The sequence below is a fragment of the Halomonas alkalisoli genome (assembly GCF_021412585.1).
GTDB classification, from domain to species: Bacteria; Pseudomonadota; Gammaproteobacteria; order Pseudomonadales; family Halomonadaceae; genus Halomonas; species Halomonas alkalisoli.
This window is the reverse complement of the sequence record NZ_JAKCMI010000040.1, coordinates 20,970-43,060: the sequence shown is the minus strand read 5'-3', so window position 1 is coordinate 43,060 and position 22,091 is coordinate 20,970. Positions and strand designations below refer to the sequence as shown.

The window sequence follows — 22,091 nt, the reverse complement described above, 5'->3', positions numbered from 1 at the left end:
CGCTCACGCCTTCATATAGCTTAATTCCTCAGAAGGAGTTGCTTCTTGATCCAAATCATAAGCTTTCCTTTCTTCTTCATAAACCCCAGGAATAGATTTTGTACTCGCAGCTTTTTCGAGGTGCACCGATGCTTTCTGGTGTCTTGCGAAAAGCATACTTCCAATTGCGTTTGCTAACAGGGGGGGGACTGCATTTCCCACTTGAGTATAGCGGGGGCACTCATGTTTCCTAAATTTTCCTCCGGTAGTGTATTTCCCCTGAAATGAAAACCAGTCAGGAAAAGATTGAAGCCTTGCATTTTCCCTTACTGTTAGGATACGCGGCTCGCAATAATGTAGGATATCGTCAGGCAGAGTTGTAACCGTTGGTGCCGGGAGATCAGGATGCAAAACCGTAGTAGTGTGCTTCTTAATACCTAACAGTTCACGCTCTCTTTTTGACATCGGGCGCCCAGGCCGACAAATTTCCTGTACTTTTCTAAAGTACTTAACGGTTTCATCTTTATGATTGGCTAAACGACGACTATTCGGTGCTTCACCATCCGACTTTTGTCTCATTAACTTTAAATACCCAACCTCAACCAGAGGGGCAATGTACTCAGCCTCTTTGAACCCTTTAGCACTGGAATCTGAACTATCTAGCAAAGTTTTTCCGACAGTGCGCAAGTCACTAATAGCCTCTTCTGCAGTAACCTTTCGACTGTGAGGCAAATCATTTCCAGCCAAAAAATCTTTTCTCGAATCAAGCAGCTCTTTCAGGAGATTTTCATTACGTTTCTCTCCACCCTCATTGCGCTCACAAAGAAACAAATATCGTATACGGTTTTGTGGAACACCGAAGTCTGAGCAATTTACCAACCCTCGCGAAACAGAGTAACCGAGTTCCTCTAAACACTTTTCCACACAATCCGCATGGGAGGGAGGCTTCGCCTCCTGCACAAGGGAGAACAGATCGTCTTCCGATGCGAAACCCATATTAATTCCAGCCACGTTCTCAATAACAAGGTAACGAGGCTGTAACATTTCGATTAAAAGCAAGTACTGGCTTGTCATCTGGTTTCTTGGATCTGAGGGGTCACGACGCCCAGCCGTAGAGAATCCTTGGCAAGGAGGACCACCCACAAGTAGATCTATGCTCCCCCTCAGCCCAGCCAACTGATCAGGATAAGTTTCCAATAAGTCTTCACAAGACATGGCTTCTTTGGGTAGCCACTCGGGCCATTTAAACTGGAATTTCTCTCCATCTATCAGGTTGTGACGGAACGTTTCGAATGCTAAGGGGCTCTTCTCGATAGCAAAAACTCCCTGACAACCAGCCTGGAGCAAGCCGAGAGCAAGTCCTCCACACCCCGCGAAAACGTCGACAAAACGAAGAGGAGAAGTGGATTTATCCATAATATCGAAATTGCCTGTAGACACCATTCAGTAGGTCAAAAGAGTTTGACATGGAAAGAAGAAAACCTCCAGGTCACTTTAGCTATTGACATCGACGTATTCGCTCATAAGCCACCCTAGCAGGTTGCAACCGACTAAAATAGTGACCAAACCGGTAAGCGAAGCACTATGAGAGGCCGAAGCGGCTTCGTATGATAAAGCAACCTCGACAGCGAGTCGCCCACCTAGTCGGCAAGGGGCATCACACGACCGTCGAAGAAGGTGATCTCGTTGCTGTGTTTTCATAGGGGTGGGTCATACGGCAGCGGGGGTGCGGCGTGCCCAGTCTTGGGCGTCACGCTTGGAGCGGAAGGTCTTGGTCTTGGCCGTGGTGGGCCAGCCGGTCTTGCGGATGACGGTTTTCCAGCTACCGGCAGGGGGTCTTGACGATGGTGGCCATGAAAGTCTCCAGGGGGCTGAAGGATCGGCACTGTACCGAAACTGTACCCTTGGACTATGGGACTCACCACAGAAAATTCTTAAGTAGTTGATCTGAATGGTGGGCCCAGCTGGACTCGAACCAGCGACCAAGGGATTATGAGTCCCCTGCTCTAACCAACTGAGCTATAGGCCCTGCATTGCGCCGCCGTATGATAGCGAAAGCGGCTGGATGAGGCCAGCTCCTCGTTTGTTCCTTCTTTTCCGCTGCCGGACAGGGCACTTCCGCTCGGTTCCCGTGTCTCGATGGGTGGGCATATCGCCCATGGAGAGAGACGCTGATGAGACGATGCCATCGCCTGGGTAAGACATGGGGTCAAGGGGCTGGGTTGGCGAGCGGCCTGGCCCTGCTGCTGCTGTCACCGTTGCTGGCGGCGTGGGAGCTGGACCCGGCGCAGTCCCGCGTGTCCGCGACGATCGTGCAGATCGGCCCCGATGGGCCGGTGCCCCGCCATCATGAGGTACGTCGGCTGGCCGGCAGTGCGGATACCAATGGCGAACTGGAGCTGCCGCTGCGCTTGAACCAGAGCGATGTGGTGGAGCGGCTGGGCCCCCTGCCACCCTGGCTGTCCGGACTGACCGAGCGCCCCATGGCGACCCTGACCACCCGCTTCCCGCCCGAGCGGCTCAATGCACTGGCGGTGGGTGAATCGCTGGTGGAAACCCTGCAGCTTTCGGTGCAGACGGGCCAGACGACCCGCCAGGAGCCGCTGGAGGTACGCTTCACTCGGGTTTCCGCCGATCAGATCCGCATCACCAACGCCGAGCGGGTGGCGCTGGACGGCCAGGCGCTGATGGCCGACCCCACCCTGCGCTCGGTCATGCTGCTGCTCGGTTACGAGCAGATCGGCGACGAGGTGCCGGTGAGCCTGGATGCCCTCCTGGTCCGGTGATGAGCCCCGCCACAACTTCCTGAACCGCCTGCCCGGGGCTCCGCCAAGGGGCTCATAATCCCTTGGCCGCTCCTTCCTCTGAGCTGCCTCGCGACGGAGACGGGGCTGTCGCACGTTTTCATGCCAGCCGGAACAGCGGAACCAGCCCGAACCACAGCACATAACCCAGCGATGCGACCATCAGGCCATCGATGCGCCCGGGAGGGCGGTCCGATTGAATATGCCGGCTCAGCAGCCACGCCAGCCAGGCGCCGTGGGGGACGGCCACCAAGGCGATACCACCGAAGGCGCCACCGGCCAACCCCAGGAGTTGCCAGACCACGGCGACGGCAGCGGAAAGCAGCGTGCAGCCGAGTGCCACCTTGAGCGCTCCTCTTCGCCCCAGGCGCACCGCCAGGGTGCGCTTGCCGGCGCCCGCATCCGCCTCGAGATCGGGGATGCCCGACAGCGTGATGGACGGCAGGATCGCCAGCAGCAGCGGCAGGCTCAACAGCCATGGCAGCGGGTCGCTCCAGGCTCCGCCGAGAAACGCATAGCCGCACAGCAGCACGCCGATGCTGTGCGTGACGGCGACATCCAGCTCACCCAGGCCGCGATAGCTGAGCATCAGCGGCGGCAAGGTATAGCCGATGGCCAGGACCGCCAGCCCCCCCAGCACGAGGACCACGCTCGCCGGGGCCACCGGTGCCAGGCCGAGCAGCCAGACTGTGCTACCCACAAAGCCCAGCAACGCGGCGATGATCCCGGCCTTGACCTCACGTGGACTCAGCAGGCCCTCCACCAGTACCCGCGACCCGCCAGTGAAGGTGCTATAGAAGCGGTTGGCGCGATCGGTGCGCAGGTCGACCACCTCGTTGACCAGTACGGTGGCCACCTCGAGCAGGAACAGGCAGAGGTAGCCAAGCCAGAACACCGGGTTGCCGAACACGCCCCCGCCCGGCGAGGCAGCGAGGCCGCCGACGGCATAGGCGATCCAGGTCATGGGGTAGAACTGCAGGCGCAGGGCGCGCAGCCACGCCCCTGACTTGTGCTTGAGCCGTTCCACCGGGGTGATCCGGCCTCGCCCCAGCTGCCGTCCCAGGCGGTTGGCGCGCGCGAGCCAGGCCTGACGCTGCAGCGGGCTGGCTTCCTTGACAGAACCGAAGGCGAGCGCACGCACCGGACGAACGCCGCAGAAGCCCAGCGTCGCCCGCGCCATGGCATTCTTGCCCGGCTCCCGATAGAGCAGCCGGTGGATCAGCGGTGGCGTGTCCATGGTGGTGATCAGCTGCGCCGACCGGCCGTTCAACAGCCCCTCGTAGCCGATCCCCCCCTCACAGCTCCTGAACGCGAACCCCGGCGCCATGATACGGTCAAGAAATCCCTTGAGCAGCGCGGGAACCGACCCCCACCAGGTGGGGTAGACGAATACCAGATGCTCCGCCCAGGCGACGAGTTCCCTCGCCCGGTAGAGATCGGCCTCGAGGGGCTGGTCGTTGGGCGACTGCGTGTGCACGTGCGGATCGAACTCCAGCGTCGCGAGATCCAGGCGGCGCAGTTGGGTGCCCACCGCGCGAGCGCCTTCGCAGAAGGCGTCCGCCAGGGCCCCGCAGAGGCTGTCGGCGCGCGGATGCCCCAGGATGACCAGCACCTTGACCGGCGGCCGGACCGGTTCCCCTTCGCCGGCTGTCGTGTCGTTCTTCCTGAACGTTGTCATACCTTATCTATGTCACCGCATAGTCTTTAGAGGGGCGAGAGGAGCATGCGTGTCATCGAGCACGAGGCCGAAATCGCGGCCAGCCCGGAGGAGGTGTTTGCGCTCATCGGCCAAGTGGAGACGTTCGCCGACTACAGCGACGCCATAGACACCATAGTTCGCTTGGGGGAGCGTCGCTACCGCTGGCAGCTTCGCGTGGCCGGCCTGCCACTGAGTTTCGAGGTGGAGATCACGGAGTTCACGCCCCCCGAGCGCTTCGCCTGGCGCTCGGTGGGTGGCGTGCCCAACCACGGCTGCTACCGCCTGACCCCCATCGAAGGCGGCACCCGCATTCACCTCACCCTGGCGTACAGCTTGCCCTCTCCGCCGCTCGAGAAGGCTGTCAACCTGGCCGCCAAGCCCCTGCTACGCCAGCTGAGCCGGGACATCATCGGCAAGGTGGAGGCGCAGCTACAATCGCAACAAGACGGACGGAAGTAACACGATACCGTGTCTCGATGGGTGGGCAGATCGCCCATGGAGAGAGACGCTGATGAGCCCCGCCACGACCGCCTGAAACGCACACACGAAGAGAAGGGCGAAGAATAAGAGAGAATGTCCGGGGAGCGCCTCACCTACAGGCGCCGCAGCCAGCCGTAGGTGCCACCCAGCACCAGCCCGAACACGATATGACCCAGTAGGGTGGAAATGGGCGCTATCAACCCGAATCCCATGCCGAACATGCCCGAACCGGCCAGGGGGAACACTGTAACCATCACCACCAGCCAGGCGACCAGGCCGAACACCAGCCCACGACGCGTATCGCTGCTGCCGGGCAGGTGCGGAGCCCACAGCGCGAACAGCGTGCCCCAGATCAACGTGCCTACCACGAAGTGAATGATCCATCCCACGACAATGCTGTTCGGCGTGCCCAGCAGGCTCTGGGCCGTCAGGTTCATGATCTCGACAATGTTGTACCAGGGCATGATCCCGGCCGACAGGCGCAGGATCATGAACATGGAAATGACCAGTGTCGCCACCAGCCCTGCAATAATCCCTCTGCCTAGACGAGCGATCATGACACACCTCAATGGCAGGAAATTTCCTTCCAGTATAGGTGTAATGGCTGCGCCGGCCGCCAGTGCCATCGCTCTCGCAGGGTATTGCATGGTCGAACCGGCGGCTGCACGCAACGCTTGGCCAAGGTGGATTGCAGGAGCGTACCGGGTGGCAAGAAGCCAGCTCGGAAGGACGAGCTGATAGCCGTTCAGCCGACAACGGCCTATGAGCGTCACATACTCGGCAACGCACCCAGGGCGGCATCGGCGCTCAGCGCCCCGGTCTGGACCTTCCACTGGGCGGCATAGCGGCCGCCACGCTCGATCAACGCGCCGTGGGTGCCCTGCTCGACCACCCTGCCGCCATCGATCACCACGATCTCGTCGGCATGAACGATGGTAGAGAGCCGGTGGGCGATCATGATCACCGTGCGGCCATGGCCGATCTTGAGCAGCGAGCGCTGGATGGCCGCCTCGGTTTCGTTGTCCACCGCGCTGGTGGCTTCGTCCAGCACCAGGATGGGCGGGTCCTTGAGCAGCGCCCGGGCCAGCGACAGGCGCTGACGCTGGCCACCGGAGAGGCGAATGCCCCGCTCGCCCACCGGGGTGTCGAGCCCCTGGGGCAGGACCTGGATGAACTCCCAGGCCTCGGCGGTGCGGGCCGCCTCGATCACTTCCGCCTCGTCGGCATCGGGCTTGCCATAGGCGATGTTGTCGCGGATAGAGCCTTCGAAGAGGTAGACGTCCTGGCTGACCAGGCCGATGGACTGGCGCAGCGAGTTGAGGCTGACTTCGCCGATCGGCTGGCCATCGATACAGACCCGGCCGGCCTCGGGGTCGTAGAAGCGCAGCAGCAGCTTGATCAGCGTCGACTTGCCCGAGCCCGTGGCACCGACCAGCGCCAGGGTGTTGCCTTCGGGCACCCGAAGGCTGACGCCATCGACGCCCACACCGCTCGAGGCATAGTGAAAGCTCACCGCCTCGAAGCTCACCTCGCCGCGCACCGGTGCCGCCAGCGGCTTGCCTTCGTTGTCCTTCACGGTGATGGGCACCGCCAGCAGGTCGAGGATGCGCCGGGTGCTGGCCATGGCGCGCTCGAACAGGTCGATCACCTCGGCCAGGCCCGTGAGAGGCCACAGCAGGCGCTGGGTGAGAAACACCAGCACGCCGTAGGCGCCCACGTTCAGGTCGCCACGCAGCGCCAGCATGCCGCCCACGGTGAAGGTGGCCAGGAAGCCGGCCAGGATCGCCATGCGGATCACCGGAATGAACGCCGAGCTGACCCGGATCGCACGCCGGTTGGCCTCCACATAGGCCTCGCTGGTGGCACGCAGCCGCGCCGCCTCGCGCTCCTCGCTGGTAAAGCTCTTGATGGTGGCGATGCCGGAGAGGTTGTTGGAGAGCCGGCTGGCCAGATCGCCCACCTTCTCGCGTACGTCGGCATAGAGCGGCCCGGCCTTGCGCTGGAAGAAGAAGGCGCCCCAGATGATCATCGGGATCGGCGTGAAGGCCAGCAGGGCGATCAGCGGCGAGATGACGAAGAACACCGCCCCCACCGCGACCACGGTAACGCCAACCTGGATCAGCGAGTTGGCACCGCCGTCGAGGAAGCGTTCCAGCTGGTTGACGTCGTCGTTCATGGTCGCCACCAGCTGGCCGGAACTCCTCGACTCGAAGAAGGCCATGTCGAGGCGCTGGGCGTGCTCGTAGGTGTCCAGGCGCATGTCGGCCTGCAACCGCTGGGCCAGGTTGCGCCACAGGATCTTGTAGAGGTACTCGAAGATCGACTCGCCGGCCCAGATGAAGAAGGTGAGCACGGCCAGCATCAGGATCTGCTCCTGGGGCGTGGTAAAGCCGAGCCGGGCGACGAAGCTGCGCTCCTGGTTGACCACCACGTCGATGGCCACCCCGATGAGGATCTCGGGAGCGATATCGAAGATCTTGTTGATGATCGAACAGGTCGTGGCGGCAATGATGCGGCGGCGATAGCCACGCGCATAGCGCAGCAGGCGCACCAGGGCCTGGAAGCTGTTGGCTGAAGAAGACATGAGTACCCATCCGACGGTGGCGATGGCCAGAGTGTAGCGCGTTTAGCGGCCTAACGGTTTGCGTGGCAGGACCGATACCTCGACAATAGGCACGCAAAAGCCCCTTCCGCGAACAGTCACTCAACAGGACACCTGCATGGTTGCCGAACTCTTTGCCGTCATGGCGCCGGTATTGGCCGGTGCCGGGCTCGGCTTCACCTGGATTCGACTGGGCCACCCCTACCCCGTGGATTTCGTCACGCGCCTGGTCTTCAATATCGGCACGCCCGCGCTGGTGCTGGCCTCGCTTTCCGGGGCGGACATCGATGCCGGCAGCTTCGGGCGCACCATGCTGGCCGCCGCCCTGGTGATCATCACGATGGCGGGCATGGCCTTCGTGCTGGCCAAGCTGCTGCGGCGCGACTGGCGGGTCCTGCTGGCCCCCACCATGTACCCCAACACCGGCAACATGGGGCTTCCGGTGGTGCTCTACGCCTTCGGCAGCGCCGGCTTCGTGTTCGGTATCACGATAATGGTCACGGTCTCGCTGTTCCAGTTCACCATCGGCGCCATGATGGCCAGCCGCGGCAATCCGCTGCGCACCCTGGCCAAGACGCCTACCGTCTACGCCATTCTGATCGCCCTGGCCCTGCTGCTGACCGATACCGAACTGCCGCTGTGGCTGGACAACAGCGTCGACCTGATTTCCGGCTTTACCGTACCGCTGATGCTGATCACCCTGGGGGTCTCCCTGGCCAGCATCCAGGTCAAGGGATTGAAGTCGGGGATCGGCTTCAGCCTGCTGCGCATTCCCATCGCCGCGCTGGTGGCCTGGGGCATCGGCATGCTGGTGGGCCTGCCCCCCATGGCCCAGAGCATTCTCATCCTGCAGATGAGCATGCCGGTCGCCGTCTTCAATTACCTCTTTGCCCTGCGTGCCGGCCGCGGTGCCGCCTACACGGCCAGCCTGGTGTTCTGCTCCACGCTGCTGTCGCTGATCTACCTGCCGGTGCTGCTGGCAATTTTGATGTAGCCCGGGCGGCAGCACAGACCCCCTCGAGGCGTCAGCTGATGATGCCTCGCTCGCGCAGCGCGTCGCACTGCGCCCCGTCGATGCCCAGCTGCGCCAGCACTTCGTCGGTATGCTGGGCAAACAGCGGCGCCGGGCGACGTATGGTGGGCGGCGTGCGAGAGAGCTTGCCGGGGAAACCGATGGTCTTCATCTTGCCGATGGTGGGGTGCTCCATTTCCTGGACCATCCCCCTTGCCAGGTAGTGGGGGTCCTGAAGCGCCTCGGCGAAGTTGTTGATGGGGCCTGCGGGCACCCCGGCCTTGTCACACGCTTCGAGCCAGTCATGCTTGGTGCGCGTCACGAAAATCTCTTCCAGCAGCGCTTCCAGCTCCTCCACGTTCTGCCCACGCAGATGGTTGGTCGCGAAGCGCGGCTCCTCGAGCAGGTCCGGGCGCTGGATCACTTCATGGCAGAGACGCTCCCAGGTACGCTGATTGGCACAGCCCAGCATGATGTAGCCATCCTGGACCTTGAGCGCCTGGTACGGCGCCGACACCCGGTGCCGCCAGCCGGTCGGCTCGGGAATGGTGCCTTCGCCGAAATAGGCGGCGGCTTCCCAGGTAAACCAGGGCAGCCCGCACTCGGCGATGGCAACATCCACCTGCTGCCCTTCCCCGGTCGTCATCTTGTGGATATAGGCGGCCAGGATCGAGTAGGTCGCGGTGATGCCGGCGCCAATGTCGTACACGGCGATCCCGGTCTTCAAGGGGCGCCGCCCAGGCTCCCCCGTCATCGACATCAACCCCGACATGCCTTGCGCCACCAGGTCGAATCCGCCCTTGTGGCTGGAGGGCCCCGTCTGCCCGTAACCCGAAATGGAGCAGTAGATGATGCCGGGGTTCAGGGCCTGGATCGTTTCGTAGTCGACCTTGAGGGACTTGGCCACCCCGGGGCGATAGTTCTCGACGATGACATCGGCCTCCTTCGCCAGTCGGTAGAATATCTCCCGCCCCTCGTCTTCCTTGAGGTTGATCGAGATACTCTTCTTGTTGCGGTTTATCTGGGCGAAGCAGGTCGATTCGTCGTTGATGTAGGGCCCCATCTGCCGGCTGTCGTCGCCGCCGTTCTTCTCGACCTTTATGACCTCGGCCCCCATGTCGCCCAGCACCATGGTGCAGTACGGTCCGGCCATGATCTGCGAAATATCCAGCACCTTCATGTTGGCTAGGGGAAGCATATTCATTACCTCTTGGTCGGCGGATAGCGAGCGGCTCAACGGCCGCTCCAGCTATGCGGTGTCTTGTTGATGAAAGACGCGACGGCACCACGGAAGTCCTGGCTCGTGTAGCAGCGCGATATCAGGTCGATGTCGCTGCCCTCGGCCGGCTGGCGTGCGACCTGGACGCGATGGATCGCCTCCTTGCAGGCGCCCAGGGTCAAGGGAGCGAACCCCTGGAGACGCTCGATGACTCGCCCCACCTCTGCTTCGATCGAGTCGGCCGCGAAGCTATCGGTCACCAGGCCCGCGAGCTTCGCCTCATCCGCTCCGATCATCCTGGCCAGCATCAGCACTTCCTTGGCTCGTGCCGGGCCGACCAGGTCCACCAGCCGGGACACGTTGGTCATCGATACGCAGTTGCCCAGGGTCCTGGCGATGGGAATGCCGAATTTCAGGTCCGGCGTGCAGTAGCGAAAGTCGCAGGCCATGGCGATAGCCGCGCCGCCACCGACGCAGTAGCCCTCGATCAGGGCGATGGTGGGCTTGTTCAGGGCGTGCAAGCCGCCGATCACGCTATCGATGCGCCGCTCGTAATCGAGTGCATCCTGCGCTTCGGTGAAATTGGCAAATTGCTTGATATCGGTACCGGCGACGAAGGCTTCCCCTCCCGCCCCGCGCAGGACCACCACATCCACGTCGGGGTCATCGTTCAACTCGCGGCAGTGCCTCTCCAGCGCGTCATACATCGCCCAGGTCATGGCATTGCGCACTCGGGGGCGGTTGAACGTCAGCCAGGCGACACGGCCGATGCGTTCATGAAGCAGTTCGTCGCTGGGCTCGTTCATGATTCGTCTACCTCCTCGCGGCTGTTGCTGGTGGCTTTTGTTTATGGCTGCTGTTTACGGCCGCTGGCGGCACGCAGCCTGCGTCACAACATGATTATGAACACATAATTCATTTCAACATTTAGACTTTAGTCGTGAGCTAGCAAGGAGAGGAAAGAAAGGGTGAAGGAAATCAGCGGGGAAGCAGAAGATGGGAGAAGAGAGAAAAAGTGAATTCAAAATTATTGACGCGTTATGCCCCGCTTCCTAACGTAGGAGGTGGCGCCCTTTCCGGCACCCCGCGTCTTTCCGATATCGCCTTGACGGAGAACCACCATGGCTACCTATGCACTCGACGATCTGGCCCCGACCTATGACGATACCGTCTTCATCGCCCGTGAAGCCGCGGTCATCGGCGATGCCCGCCTGGCCCGGGACGTCAGCATCTGGCCCGGCGCCGTCTTGCGTGGTGACAACGAGGCGATCGTCATCGGCGCGGGCAGCAACATCCAGGAGAACTGCGTACTGCATACCGATCCCGGCTTCCCGATGGAGATCGGCGAAGGCGTCACCGTGGGCCACCTCGTCATGCTGCACGGCTGCACCATCGGCAACGGCACCCTGATCGGCATGCACTCCACGGTGCTCAACGGCGCCAGGATCGGTGACAACTGCCTGATCGGTGCCGGTTCCGTCATCACCTCCAACAAGGACTTTCCCGACAACTCGCTGATCCTCGGCTCCCCCGCCAAGGTCGTGCGGACGCTGAGCGAGGAGGAAATAGCCGGTCTCACCGTGAGCAGCAAGGACTACGTCGCGCGCAAGAATCGCTATCTCAGCGAGCTGACGCAGCTGACCTAGTCAGCCTCCCGTCAACCAGATACGAAGCCGGCCTGATTGGCGGTCCTGTCACGGCGCGGACGTTCCCCCTGACGATGGACTGCGGCGCGCCAATGCCACCTGCCCGCGCAGTTCGTCGATCAACTCGACCGCCGCCGTGGAGAGCGGCTGGTGCTTGCGGGTGATGATGCCGTAGTGGTCCAGCGGCTTGCCGATGGTCAATGGCAGGGTCGCATACTGGCCGCTGGCCAGGGGCCTCTTGAGGACGGAGTGGGGCAGCACGGCCAACATGTCGGAGGCCAGCAGCAGCTGCAGGATCGACTGGGTAGAGGTCGTCTCGATGATGTCCTCGGGCGTGGCAATGCCAGCCTCGGCCAGGGCCCTCTCGAAGACGCCGCGCATCGGACTGCTCAAGGGGTGCAGTATCCAAGGCCAGCGGCTGAGTACGCCTAGTGACGCCTCCCCGCCTTTCACCAGTGGATGCCCCGAGCGCGCCACGACACGGAGCGGTTCCTCCAGCAGCGCTTCGAAATCGAACTGGTTGTGCTGACTGACTTCCGTCAGGCGGCCGATGACCAGGTCCAGCTGTCGATACTCCAGCGCCAGCAATAGCCTATCGCTGCTCTGCTCGTCGATGCGCAGCGCCAGCCGCGGCCGCCGCTGCTTCAGGGCGGCAATCGCCGCTGGCAGGAGCTCGGGGGCCGCGGCCGGTATGGCCCCGATGGCGAGGCGCCCGTAGCCCCCCTCACGCAGGGACTCCACATCCTCGACCAGACGTTGTACGTCGTTGAGCAGGCGTTCGGCATGATGCAGCACATGCCCGCCCAGCTCGGTAGGCACCATGGCACGCGGCTGCCGCTCGAAGATCGCGAAGCCGAAGTAGGTCTCCAGGTCGCGCAGCATCTTGCTGGCCGCCGGCTGGCTGAGGTGCATCTGGCGAGCGGCGGCATGCATGTTGCGACTCTGGCCCAGGTTCACCAGCAGCTGTAAGTGCTTGAAGCGTAGCCAGGCACACAGGCTAGCCGTCGTCAGCTTGTCCATCGTCACCCTCCCCTTACTCCTCCGACTGATAACCAGAATGGATCAGCTAGGCGGAAATTTCGATTGGAAGGTTATTACACTCCCCTTCTAGGCTGGAACGATAACAACCGACGCACAACAGGAAACCGACTGTATGACCACCATCTCTCGCCTGTCCGTTCAGGATATTCGCTTCCCCACCTCGCGCTCCCTGGATGGCTCGGATGCCATGAATGCCGCCCCGGACTACTCCGCCACCTATGTCGTACTGCATACCGATGACGCACAGCTGGAGGGGCACGGGCTGACCTTCACCATCGGCCGGGGTAACGAGATCTGCGTCAAGGCGGTGGAGTCGCTGGCCTACCTGGTGGAGGGGGCGTCGTTGGCGGAGATCACCTCGAACATGGGGGAGTTCTGGCGCCGGCTGACCAGCAGCGACAGCCAGCTGCGCTGGATCGGGCCCGACAAGGGAGCCATTCATCTCGCCACCGCCGCCATCGTCAACGCCATCTGGGACCTGTGGGCAAAATCGGAGCAGAAGCCGGTCTGGAAGCTGTTGGCGGACATGAGCCCGGAAGCCTTGGTGAACAGCCTCGACTTCCGTTTCGTCAGCGATGCGCTGACCCCACAGGAAGCGCTGGCCATGCTCAAGCGCAACGCGGCGGGCAAGGCTCAGCGGGAGCAGGAGATGCGCGAGCACGGCTATCCGGGCTACACCACATCAGCCGGCTGGCTTGGCTACCCGGACGACAAGGTTCGCAAGTTGGCCCGCGAGGCCCTGGCCGAGGGCTGGACGCACTTCAAGCAGAAAGTCGGCGGCAACCTCGAGGAGGATCGGCGCCGCGCCCAGATCCTGCGCGAGGAGATCGGCTGGGAGCGTCCGCTGATGATGGACGCCAACCAGGTCTGGGACGTGGACGAGGCGATCGCCAACATGCGCGTGCTTGCCGAGTTCGACCCGCTGTGGATCGAGGAGCCGACCAGCCCCGACGACATCCTCGGTCATGCCGAGATTCGCCGGCGCCTGGCGCCGATCGGCGTGGCCACCGGCGAACATTGCCACAACCGGGTGATGTTCAAGCAGCTGCTCCAGGCTGGCGCCATCGACTATTGCCAGGTGGATGCCGCCCGCCTCGGCGGCCTCAACGAGGTCATCGTGGTGGTGCTGATGGCGGCCAAGTACGGCGTGCCGGTCTGCCCCCATGCCGGGGGCGTCGGACTCTGCGAATACGTGCAGCACGTCTCGATCTTCGACTACATCGCCGTTTCCGGCTCGCTGGAGGGGCGCATTCTCGAATACGTCGACCACCTCCACGAGCACTTCGTTGACCCCGTGGTGGTCCGCAACGGTCGCTACCAGGTTCCCACGGCCCCGGGCTACAGCATCACCATGCACCCCGACTCGCTGGCACGGCACGCCTATCCCGGCGGCGCCGCCTGGCAAGAAACCTGAGCCGACTCCCGAACAGCCCTGGAAGGAGAGGAACATGACTACACCCCGCCCCTGCATCGCCTTGACCCTGGGCGACCCCGCCGGCATCGGCCCTGAGCTGGTCGCCCGGTTACTCGCCGAACGAGGAACGGCGGATCAGGCCGCGATCGTCGTGGTCGGCGACCCCTGGCTGTGGCAGGAAGGCCAGCGCATCGCCGGCACCCATCTCGATCTTCCCGAGATCGACGATATGGCACAGGCCCGCGAGCTTTCCGGGCCCGCCTTGTTCCCCCTGCATACGCTGGATCGCGACCAAGCGGAGTATGGCCAGGTCTCGCCGGTTTGCGGCGCCTCTGTGCTGAAGGTACTGGCTCACTGCCTGGATGCCGCGAACGACGGTCACATCGACGCCATCTGCTTTGCGCCCCTCAACAAGCTGGCCATGAAGCAGGGCGGCTTGAAGCATGAGGACGAGCTGCACTTCCTGGCCGAGTACCTGGGCGTCACCACCGATGTCTGCGAGTTCAATACGCTGGGCAACCTCTGGACATCGCGCATTTCGTCCCACGTCCCGCTTGCCGAGGCCGCCCGCCATGTGACCCACGAACGCATCATGAGCGCCACGCGACTGATCCACGAGGCGCTGATCGCCAGCGGCCTGGAACATCCGAAAATCGCGGTCGCGGCGCTCAATCCCCACGCCGGCGAGGGTGGCACCTGTGGTCGCGAGGAGATCGACATCATTGCCCCTGCCGTCGAGGCCTGCGTCGGTGCCGGCTATCCCGCCCAGGGACCCTTCCCCGCCGACACGCTATTCCGGCGCGCACGTGACGGGGAGTTCGATGGCGTGGTGACCATGTATCACGACCAGGGCCAGATCGCGCTGAAGCTGCTTGGCTTCGAGCGCGGTGTCACCGTACAGGGCGGCCTGCCGATTCCCGTCACCACTCCCGCCCATGGGACGGCTTTCGATATCGCCGGCCAAGGCAAGGCCAACGTCCAGGCCATGCGGCACGCCTTCGATATCGCCTGTCGCATGGGCCGTCACCGACTCGAAAACGGTTGAGCCAACGGGCATAATGTTCTACAACTTAAAATGAATTATGTGTTCATAATGACATATTAGGCGTGATTGCCACGACCTGAACGAGCCAGCGCCCTCTCGGGAAGGCGCGGTTTCATCCGGCAGGGAGAGCCGCGACAAGGGCACCATGCGTGCCAGACAAGAACCACGACAAGAACCACGACAAGAACAACAGCGCATCAACGACAGTAAACGGAGAACAATCATGAAGAAGCACGCCAGCAAGCTGCTCTGCACCCTCTCGATCTCAGCCTTGTTCGCCCCATTGGCCCTGGCCCAGAGTTACGAGGCGACCCTGGCCCACCCGCATCAGAACTACGGGGTACAAGCCGCCGAGGCCTTCAAGAACCATGTCGAGGCGGCCACCGATGGCGAACTGACCATCAACCTGGTGCGCCATGGCGCGCTCGGTGGCGACCGGGAGATTACCGACCAGCTGCGCCTCGGTGAGCTGGAGTTCAACCTCCCCGGCGCTGGCGGCATCGCCAGTATCTTTCCCCATGCTCAGGTCCACAGCTGGCCGTTCCTGTTCACCGAGCGCAGCGTGTTCTGGGCACTGCCCCAGGATCCCGAGTACATGCAGCTGACCCGCGACGAGCTGCTCGATGCCAGCGGCGGCACCATGCGCCTGCTCGCACTGATGGAGAACTCGATCCGCCACCTCTATACCACCCGAGGCCCGATCCGGACTCCCGCCGACATGCAGGAACATGCCATCAAGATGCGCACCCAGGCCGTGCCGCTGCACCAGGAGCTGTTCGAGGCATTGGGTGCCGCACAAATCGTCACGGTGTCGGCGCCGGAACGCTATTCGGCACTGCAGAGTGGCCTGATCGACGGCCTCGAGGGCGGCTTGTCCTCCGCCTGGGATGCCGGCCTGATGGAAGTCGCCGATTATGTCTCCCTCACCGGCCACATGTACGAATACCTGTGGCTGGTATCCAACAACGACTTCTACGAAAGCCTGCCCGAAGCACACCGTCAGGCGGTGGACGAAGCCGCCATCATCGCGACGGCCACGAGCAACGCAATCAGCTTCCAGGATGACAACGAGGCCCTGGTACTGATGGCCGAGGCGGGCAAGGAGATCTATGTGCCCACCGTCGAAGAACTGAGCCAGTGGCAGGAGATCGCCGTGCCGGCGGCCCGCGACTTCATCGAGGAGGAGGTGCCGGAATCTTACATCGAGGCGACGCTAGCCGCCCTCGAGCGGACCGAGCAACGCATTGCGGGTGTGAAGGGTTCCACTACCGACTGACATTACGTCCATGAGTGCTCCCCCCTTCCCTCTGCGGGCTCCCGCGGCGGGAAGGGGGCGCAATCCTTCGACTCGGTTGGGAGTTGCCGTGATCGCTCTATCCCTGCTCATTGCCCTGGTCGGGCTGATCATCATCGGTGCACCCGTCTTCATGGCGATGGCCGGTGCGTCATTGATTCACTACTGGGAAACCGGCCGCGAGGCGACGATGAACATTCTCACCTTGAGGATGTTCGACGGCATGACCTCCTTCACCTTCCTGGCCATCCCGCTCTTCCTGCTGGCGGGGGAAATCATGTCCCGTGGCGGATTGACCGACCGCCTGATGGACCTGGCTCGAGCACTGGTCGGGCATTTCAAGGCGGGGCTTGCCCAGGTCAATATCGCTTCAAGCCTGTTCTTCTCCAGTATCTCCGGGTCGGCCTATGCCGATGTTGCCGCCATGGGTCCTGTCATGATCCCGGCCATGCAGAAAGAGGGCTATCCCCGCGGCTTTGCCGGCGCACTGACCGCCGCTTCGGCGACCCTGTCGCCGCTGTTTCCGCCCAGCATCGTCCTCATCATCTACGGCTCGGCCTTCAGCGTTTCCATCGGCGCCCTCTTTGCCGCCGGATTGACCATCGCCCTGACGCTGACCCTGCTGTTCGGCCTGGTTACCTACGCCATGGTATGGCGCTACGGCATTCCCTCCCATGGTTGGCTGGGTGTCAGAGAGCTGGCCCGCACCTTTTTCAAGGCCGCCATTCCCCTGGGCATGCCGATCATCGTGGTAGGCGGCATCCTGGGCGGCTTCTTCACCGCCACCGAGGCCGCCTCGGTGGCGGTGGCCTATGGCCTGGTAGTCACCGTAGGGGTCTATCGCACCATTCGCCTGCGCGAACTGATTCCCATCATTCGCCAGACCGCCATCACCAGTGCCGCCATCACCATCCTGGTGGGGGTCGCCGCGATGTTTTCCTATGTGGTGGTACGGCGCAACATCCCCACTCAGGTGGTGGATTTCCTGCTGCAGATCACCCAGTCCCCCATCGGCATCGTGGCACTGATCATTCTGGTACTGCTGATCGCCGGCATGTTCATCGACCGCAACTCGAACCTGCTGCTGCTGGGGCCGATCATCATCCCCATTTTCACCATGGAGCTGGGCTTCAGCGACGTCCAGACGGCGATGATCATCATCTCTGCCCTGGGGGTCGGGCACCTGACGCCACCCTTCGGCGGCACCCTGCTCACTGCCTCCCTGGTGGGCAAGATGTCGGTGGCGGAAATCAGCCGCTATGCCTGGCCCTTCATTCTGGTCAAGGTCGTGCTGACCGCGCTGATTGTGGCGATTCCGGCCCTCAGCGAGGCACTGCCTCGCGCCCTTGGCTTCGGAGGCATCTGATATGACCGCCAGCAATGTCAGTCACGCGCTAAGGCGCTTCGTCCAGGCCATCGACCTGCTGGCCTACTGGATGGACAGGGCGCTCCAGGCCATTCTAGTGGTGGTGATGTCGAGCATCTTCCTGCTGATGTTCGCCCAGGTCCTGCTGCGCTACGTGATCCACTCCCCGTTCGCCTGGATCGAGGAGGTCGCCGCCTATCAACTACCGATCCTCGCGCTCTGGGGAGCGGCCGTCTGTATCCGCCACGGCTCTCATCTCCAGGTCGACCTGCTGCTCAATGCGTTGCCCAGGATACTGAGGAGCCTGTTCGTCATCGCCATTCACCTGCTGATCTTCTACTTCGCCCTGAAGGTGTACCAGTCCGGCCATGCCCTGGTCGAACTGGGGCGCAACGAACTCGTCACCAGCCGCACCTTCTCGCTCTACTGGCCACGCATGACCATCGTGCTGGGCGGCGCCTTCATCATGTTCCAGGCCGGCGTCGTGGTCCTCAAGGAGGCAGCCGGCCTGGTCGGCGCCAACCCGGACGATGACGAAGGCAGGTCCAGCAAAGAGTGAACGCGTGCAACACCAGCGATGCTCACGACAAGCAACATGCTCACGACAAGCGACAGGAGGTATTCATGTCAGACAAGACAACCATCGGTTTCATCGGCCTCGGCAAGATGGGCGCCGGTTTCACCACGCGCCTGCTCGACAGCGGCTATGGCGTCGTCGGTTACGATATCGATGACGCCTGCTGCCAGGCCGCCAAGGCAAGAGGGGTGGAAATCGCCGCATCGCCAGCCGAGGTCGCCGAACGTGCCGATATCATCCAGGTTTGCGTCATTTCAACTGCCGCGGTGGAAGCGGTCATTCTCGGTGAGGGAGGTATCGTCGAGGTCGACCAGGGCGGTGGCAAGACCGTCGTCGATCACTCGACCACCGAACTCGACACCACCAAGCGCCTGGCTGAGACCCTCGCCCAGCGCAATGGCATGCAGTTCGTCGATGCGCCGGTATCCGGCGGCCCCGGTGCCGCTGCCGAAGGGCGCCTGGCGATCATGGCCGGTGGCGAGCAGGCCGCCATCGATACCATCCAGCCTCTGATGGCGACCCTGGGGCAGTTCACCCGCATGGGCGAGGTCGGCGCCGGCCAGGCCACCAAGCTGATCAACCAGGCCTTGGTGCTATCCAATTACTGCGTGATCGCCGAAGCCTGCAACCTCGGCAATCGCTTCGGCATCGATGTGAGCAAGATTCCCGAGGCACTCTCCTCCGGCTATGCCGGCAGCAACCTGCTCAATGACCTGCTGCCACGCATGGTGGAGGGCGATTTCGAGCCGCGGGGCTACGCCCGGCAGATCCTCAAGGACCTGCACATGCTGCAGGATGCGGCCAACGGCCTGAATGTCGCCATGCCCATGGCGGGGACGGCCAATGCGCTCTACAGCCTATTGATCGCGCAGGGCAAGGGCGAGCTCGACGGTGCGGCAATCGTGTCGCTGCTGGAAGGAAGCAACCCGGAGCACTGATTCATGAATGACATACCGCTCATCGATGCTCATCAACACTTCTGGGACCTGGAGCGCAACTACCTGCCCTGGCTGTGTGACGAGCCCATGATTCCCTTTCGCTATGGCGATTACAGTGCGATCCGGCGCAACTATCTGCCCGAGGATTACCGCCGTGATACGGCAAATTTCCGGATCGCGGGTACGGTATATGTCGAGGCCGAATGGGATCCACGCACGCCGGTCGAAGAAACCCGCTGGGTGCATGAGCTCGCCGACAGGGAAGGTTTACCGACGGTCATGGTCGCCCAGGCCCGGCTGAACCAGCCGGATGTCGGGGAGCTGCTGGCCGCGCACAGTGACTTCCCGCGTGTGCGTGGCATCCGCCACAAGCCAACGGCGGCCCGTTCGGCCGCCGAGGTGGTGCCGGGGGTGCCGGGCTCCATGGGCGACCCGGCCTGGCGACGCGGATTCGCGCTGCTGGCCGAACACCGGCTCTCGTTCGACCTGCAGACCCCCTGGTGGCACTTCGACGAGGCCGCCGAACTCGCCGAGGCCTATCCCGAGACGCAGATCATCATCAATCATACGGGGCTGCCGGCGGATCGCAGCGAAGAGGGATTGAGAAGCTGGCGGGATGCCATGGCCGCCGTGGCCAGGCAGCCCAATGTCGCCGTCAAGATCTCGGGGATCGGTGTACCGGAAACAACCTGGACGGCCGAGGCCAACCGGCGCGTGGTACTGGAAACCATCGACTGCTTCGGCGTCGACCGGTGCATGTTCGCCAGCAACTTCCCCGTCGATAGCCTGGTGGCATCCTTTGACACCCTCTTCGAGGGCTTCCAGGCCATCACGGGCACCTTCAGCGAAAGCGAACGCCTCAAGCTGTTCCATGATAACGCCGTGACATTCTACCGCCTCGAGCGTCAACGGTAGCCGTAGCCTGCCGGCACGGAGGCCGGCAACTCTCATTCCGCCATGTCGTCGAGTGCCGAGACCTCCATCTTGTTGCGCAGGTGACGACGCAGGATCTCGCCCAGGGCGACACCGTCGCGCGCCCTCAAGGCTTCGACCATGGCTTCGTGCTCGCCCACCGCCTTGGACCAATAGGCGCTGCTCAGCTCGGCGGTGAAGCGAACACGCCGCACACGGTGGTTGAGGTTCTTGTAGACATCGATCAGCACGTCGTTCTGCGACGCTACCACGATGGCCTCATGGATCTGTTGATTGACCAGCAGGTACTCCTTCATGTTGCCGCTCTTGTAGTGCGACAGCATCTGGTAGTGCAGCGCCTCGATATTGGCCAGCTCCGCCTCGGAGATCCGCTCCCCCGCCAACTCACCGGCCAGGGCTTCGAGATTCTGCATCACCTCGAAGGTGTTCTTGAGCGTTGCCTTGGTCAGCTTGGCAACCCGCGCGCCACGGTTCGGCAGGAGTTCGACGACCCCTTCGAAGGCCAGCACCTTGAGTGCCTCCCGTAGCGGCGTCCGCGAAACACCGAACTGCTCGCAGAGCTGCAGTTCCGGAACACGGCTTCCCGGCGTCAGCATGCCCTGGTCGATCATGTCCCGGATTCGGTTCGCGACTTCCCCATGCAGCGTATTCTGCCTAATCTTTTCCATAGAGCCTCGCGCAAGTGCAGAAGGGATACATATAATTATATATTCTGTATTCAGAAGCAGCAAGGCACCACCGTCTGACCGAACTTGGGAACCTGATTGGGGAACATAGCGCCCTTCGGGGGGTCCTTACTGCAGCATGAGGGAAGCCAAACACAGCGGATAATGACGAAGGGAGAGCGGGATGGACAAGCCCTGCAAGGCACTGCCGACAACCCTCTTGACACTCGGCATGCTGATCGCACCCCACACCAATGCCGAGGTCATCGACGAACGCATCGCCACCGAACATCTGGACCTGCGCCTGGAGCGGCTCGCTTCCGGCCTGGAGAATCCGTGGGCCCTGGCCAGGCTGCCCGATGGCCGCTTTCTGGTCAGCGAACGGCCCGGGCACCTGACGTTGGTCGCGGAAGACGGCACCACCACCCGCCTGGAGGGCGTGCCCGAGGTCCATGCCCGTGGCCAGGGCGGCCTGCTGGACCTCGCCCTGCACCCTTCCTGGGGGGACGGCGAGCACGACTGGATCTATTTCACCTGGAGCAAGCCGGACAACGGCAACACGGCCACGGCGCTGAGCCGTGCCAGGCTTGAAGGCGAAAGCCTGGTCGAGGTCGAGGAGCTTTTCGTGCAGGACCGTTACTCCGACCCGGGGCGCCACTACGGTTCGCGCCTCGCCTGGCTGCCCGACGGTACCCTGCTGATGAGCATCGGCGATCGCGGCACCCACCCGGAACGAGCCCAGGACAAGGGCGATCACGCCGGCAGCGTGCTGCGCCTGACCGATACCGGAGGGGTGCCCGATGACAATCCCTTCGTCGATGACGACGACGTACTCGACGAGCTCTATACTGCAGGCAACCGCAATATCCAGGGCATGATCGTGACCGCCGACGGTGCGATCTGGGCCAGCGAGCATGGGCCACGGGGCGGCGACGAGGTCAATTTCATCGAGGCCGGAGAGAACTACGGCTGGCCGGAAGTGAGCCTGGGGCGCGACTACGGCACTGGCCGGCCCATCGGCGAGGACTCCCTGCCTGGCATGCGGGACCCGGCCCATGTCTTCGAGGGCACCCAGGCGCCGTCCGGCCTGGCCCAGGTCACCGCCGACGCCTTCCCCGACTGGCAGGGCGACCTGCTCGCCGGTGGCCTGCGCAGCGAACGCCTCATGCGCCTGACCCCGGATGGGAGCGATATCGTTGCCAGCGAGACCATTCTCGACGGTCATATCGGACGCATCCGCGATATCCGTCAGGGCGACGACGGCAGTCTCTACCTACTCAACGACGATCCGCAGGGCAGCCTCTACCGGCTGGTTCCAGCCGATTGATTCCGCGGCAGGCGCCGGTGAAGGCCATACACCGGCGCCTGCCATTTCCG

General features: G+C 62.8%; 20 protein-coding genes and 1 tRNA gene. 12 read left to right on the top strand and 9 right to left on the bottom strand.

Annotated features, from left to right (window positions below; genetic code table 11):
• Positions 1–3 precede the first annotated feature (3 nt).
• Both LY622_RS17695 and LY622_RS17690 read right to left on the bottom strand, forming a co-directional pair.
• A complete protein-coding gene (locus LY622_RS17695) occupies positions 4–1,395 on the bottom strand; it encodes a DNA cytosine methyltransferase (RefSeq protein WP_234292098.1) in 1,392 nt (463 codons plus the stop codon).
• Between the two features lie 536 nt (positions 1,396–1,931).
• Positions 1,932–2,008 (bottom strand) — tRNA-Ile (locus tag LY622_RS17690).
• A 145-nt stretch (positions 2,009–2,153) separates the two neighbouring features.
• Between LY622_RS17690 and LY622_RS17685 the strand changes: the two genes are divergently transcribed.
• Entirely contained in the window at positions 2,154–2,765 is a 612-nt protein-coding gene (locus LY622_RS17685; protein WP_234292097.1) for a hypothetical protein, read from the top strand.
• Positions 2,766–2,883: 118 nt separating this feature from the next.
• On the opposite strand, the gene LY622_RS17680 is transcribed toward LY622_RS17685, so the two are convergent.
• Positions 2,884–4,461: an NAD(P)H-dependent oxidoreductase gene (locus LY622_RS17680; protein WP_234292096.1), complete on the bottom strand. Its 1,578-nt coding sequence runs from the start codon at positions 4,459–4,461 to the stop codon at positions 2,884–2,886.
• Positions 4,462–4,506: 45 nt separating this feature from the next.
• On the opposite strand from LY622_RS17680, the gene LY622_RS17675 reads away from it, so the two are divergent.
• Complete coding sequence (locus LY622_RS17675; RefSeq protein WP_234292095.1) at positions 4,507–4,941, top strand: SRPBCC family protein; 435 nt, start codon at positions 4,507–4,509, stop codon at positions 4,939–4,941.
• Positions 4,942–5,075: 134 nt separating this feature from the next.
• Here the strand turns inward: LY622_RS17675 and LY622_RS17670 are convergent, their stop codons facing one another.
• Positions 5,076–5,519, bottom strand: coding sequence for a DUF6789 family protein (locus tag LY622_RS17670; protein WP_234292094.1), 444 nt, complete (start codon positions 5,517–5,519; stop codon positions 5,076–5,078).
• Between the two features lie 212 nt (positions 5,520–5,731).
• Positions 5,732–7,546: an ABC transporter ATP-binding protein gene (locus tag LY622_RS17665; protein ID WP_234292093.1), complete on the bottom strand. Its 1,815-nt coding sequence runs from the start codon at positions 7,544–7,546 to the stop codon at positions 5,732–5,734.
• Positions 7,547–7,682: 136 nt separating this feature from the next.
• Between LY622_RS17665 and LY622_RS17660 the strand changes: the two genes are divergently transcribed.
• Positions 7,683–8,558 (top strand): AEC family transporter, encoded by an 876-nt coding sequence (locus LY622_RS17660; protein ID WP_234292092.1) that lies wholly within the window; start codon positions 7,683–7,685, stop codon positions 8,556–8,558.
• 31 nt (positions 8,559–8,589) lie between these two features.
• On the opposite strand, the gene LY622_RS17655 is transcribed toward LY622_RS17660, so the two are convergent.
• Complete coding sequence (locus LY622_RS17655; RefSeq protein ID WP_234292091.1) at positions 8,590–9,774, bottom strand: CaiB/BaiF CoA transferase family protein; 1,185 nt, start codon at positions 9,772–9,774, stop codon at positions 8,590–8,592.
• A gap of 35 nt (positions 9,775–9,809) precedes the next feature.
• Positions 9,810–10,601, bottom strand: coding sequence for an enoyl-CoA hydratase/isomerase family protein (locus LY622_RS17650; protein WP_234292090.1), 792 nt, complete (start codon positions 10,599–10,601; stop codon positions 9,810–9,812).
• Positions 10,602–10,916: 315 nt separating this feature from the next.
• Between LY622_RS17650 and LY622_RS17645 the strand changes: the two genes are divergently transcribed.
• Positions 10,917–11,441 (top strand): gamma carbonic anhydrase family protein, encoded by a 525-nt coding sequence (locus LY622_RS17645; protein ID WP_234281987.1) that lies wholly within the window; start codon positions 10,917–10,919, stop codon positions 11,439–11,441.
• A gap of 48 nt (positions 11,442–11,489) precedes the next feature.
• Here the strand turns inward: LY622_RS17645 and LY622_RS17640 are convergent, their stop codons facing one another.
• Positions 11,490–12,461, bottom strand: a complete 972-nt coding sequence (locus LY622_RS17640) for a LysR family transcriptional regulator (protein ID WP_234292089.1) — start codon at positions 12,459–12,461, stop codon at positions 11,490–11,492.
• Between the two features lie 133 nt (positions 12,462–12,594).
• Here LY622_RS17640 and LY622_RS17635 point away from each other — a divergent pair, with 133 nt between their 5' ends.
• From LY622_RS17635 to LY622_RS17605, 7 genes are all read left to right on the top strand, one after another.
• Positions 12,595–13,896: an L-fuconate dehydratase gene (locus LY622_RS17635; protein WP_234292088.1), complete on the top strand. Its 1,302-nt coding sequence runs from the start codon at positions 12,595–12,597 to the stop codon at positions 13,894–13,896.
• Between the two features lie 34 nt (positions 13,897–13,930).
• Complete coding sequence (locus LY622_RS17630; protein WP_234292087.1) at positions 13,931–14,941, top strand: 4-hydroxythreonine-4-phosphate dehydrogenase PdxA; 1,011 nt, start codon at positions 13,931–13,933, stop codon at positions 14,939–14,941.
• 223 nt (positions 14,942–15,164) lie between these two features.
• Positions 15,165–16,217, top strand: a complete 1,053-nt coding sequence (locus tag LY622_RS17625; RefSeq protein ID WP_234292086.1) for a TRAP transporter substrate-binding protein — start codon at positions 15,165–15,167, stop codon at positions 16,215–16,217.
• Positions 16,218–16,305: 88 nt separating this feature from the next.
• Positions 16,306–17,601: a TRAP transporter large permease gene (locus tag LY622_RS17620; RefSeq protein WP_234292085.1), complete on the top strand. Its 1,296-nt coding sequence runs from the start codon at positions 16,306–16,308 to the stop codon at positions 17,599–17,601.
• 1 nt (position 17,602) lies between these two features.
• Entirely contained in the window at positions 17,603–18,160 is a 558-nt protein-coding gene (locus LY622_RS17615) for a TRAP transporter small permease (protein ID WP_234292084.1), read from the top strand.
• Positions 18,157–19,116 carry an NAD(P)-dependent oxidoreductase gene (locus tag LY622_RS22685; protein ID WP_369413800.1) on the top strand — a complete coding sequence of 320 codons (960 nt, stop codon included), beginning with the start codon at positions 18,157–18,159 and terminating at the stop codon, positions 19,114–19,116. The genes LY622_RS17615 and LY622_RS22685 overlap by 4 nt, the downstream gene beginning before the upstream one ends.
• A gap of 3 nt (positions 19,117–19,119) precedes the next feature.
• Positions 19,120–20,031, top strand: coding sequence for an amidohydrolase family protein (locus LY622_RS17605; RefSeq protein ID WP_234292082.1), 912 nt, complete (start codon positions 19,120–19,122; stop codon positions 20,029–20,031).
• A 32-nt stretch (positions 20,032–20,063) separates the two neighbouring features.
• Here the strand turns inward: LY622_RS17605 and LY622_RS17600 are convergent, their stop codons facing one another.
• Positions 20,064–20,717, bottom strand: coding sequence for a GntR family transcriptional regulator (locus LY622_RS17600; RefSeq protein WP_234292081.1), 654 nt, complete (start codon positions 20,715–20,717; stop codon positions 20,064–20,066).
• 181 nt (positions 20,718–20,898) lie between these two features.
• On the opposite strand from LY622_RS17600, the gene LY622_RS17595 reads away from it, so the two are divergent.
• Entirely contained in the window at positions 20,899–22,041 is a 1,143-nt protein-coding gene (locus LY622_RS17595) for a PQQ-dependent sugar dehydrogenase (RefSeq protein WP_439649599.1), read from the top strand.
• Positions 22,042–22,091 lie beyond the last annotated feature (50 nt).

What these genes read in the sequence shown, in the direction of transcription:
- LY622_RS17695 (WP_234292098.1), bottom strand. Translation starts at nt 1,395, where the DNA reads ATGGATAAATCCACTTCTCCTCTTCGTTTTGTCGACGTTTTCGCGGGG.
- LY622_RS17685 (WP_234292097.1), top strand. Translation starts at nt 2,154, where the DNA reads ATGAGACGATGCCATCGCCTGGGTAAGACATGGGGTCAAGGGGCTGGG.
- LY622_RS17680 (WP_234292096.1), bottom strand. Translation starts at nt 4,461, where the DNA reads ATGACAACGTTCAGGAAGAACGACACGACAGCCGGCGAAGGGGAACCG.
- LY622_RS17675 (WP_234292095.1), top strand. Translation starts at nt 4,507, where the DNA reads ATGCGTGTCATCGAGCACGAGGCCGAAATCGCGGCCAGCCCGGAGGAG.
- LY622_RS17670 (WP_234292094.1), bottom strand. Translation starts at nt 5,519, where the DNA reads ATGATCGCTCGTCTAGGCAGAGGGATTATTGCAGGGCTGGTGGCGACA.
- LY622_RS17665 (WP_234292093.1), bottom strand. Translation starts at nt 7,546, where the DNA reads ATGTCTTCTTCAGCCAACAGCTTCCAGGCCCTGGTGCGCCTGCTGCGC.
- LY622_RS17660 (WP_234292092.1), top strand. Translation starts at nt 7,683, where the DNA reads ATGGTTGCCGAACTCTTTGCCGTCATGGCGCCGGTATTGGCCGGTGCC.
- LY622_RS17655 (WP_234292091.1), bottom strand. Translation starts at nt 9,774, where the DNA reads ATGCTTCCCCTAGCCAACATGAAGGTGCTGGATATTTCGCAGATCATG.
- LY622_RS17650 (WP_234292090.1), bottom strand. Translation starts at nt 10,601, where the DNA reads ATGAACGAGCCCAGCGACGAACTGCTTCATGAACGCATCGGCCGTGTC.
- LY622_RS17645 (WP_234281987.1), top strand. Translation starts at nt 10,917, where the DNA reads ATGGCTACCTATGCACTCGACGATCTGGCCCCGACCTATGACGATACC.
- LY622_RS17640 (WP_234292089.1), bottom strand. Translation starts at nt 12,461, where the DNA reads ATGGACAAGCTGACGACGGCTAGCCTGTGTGCCTGGCTACGCTTCAAG.
- LY622_RS17635 (WP_234292088.1), top strand. Translation starts at nt 12,595, where the DNA reads ATGACCACCATCTCTCGCCTGTCCGTTCAGGATATTCGCTTCCCCACC.
- LY622_RS17630 (WP_234292087.1), top strand. Translation starts at nt 13,931, where the DNA reads ATGACTACACCCCGCCCCTGCATCGCCTTGACCCTGGGCGACCCCGCC.
- LY622_RS17625 (WP_234292086.1), top strand. Translation starts at nt 15,165, where the DNA reads ATGAAGAAGCACGCCAGCAAGCTGCTCTGCACCCTCTCGATCTCAGCC.
- LY622_RS17615 (WP_234292084.1), top strand. Translation starts at nt 17,603, where the DNA reads ATGACCGCCAGCAATGTCAGTCACGCGCTAAGGCGCTTCGTCCAGGCC.
- LY622_RS17605 (WP_234292082.1), top strand. Translation starts at nt 19,120, where the DNA reads ATGAATGACATACCGCTCATCGATGCTCATCAACACTTCTGGGACCTG.
- LY622_RS17600 (WP_234292081.1), bottom strand. Translation starts at nt 20,717, where the DNA reads ATGGAAAAGATTAGGCAGAATACGCTGCATGGGGAAGTCGCGAACCGA.
- LY622_RS17595 (WP_439649599.1), top strand. Translation starts at nt 20,899, where the DNA reads ATGGACAAGCCCTGCAAGGCACTGCCGACAACCCTCTTGACACTCGGC.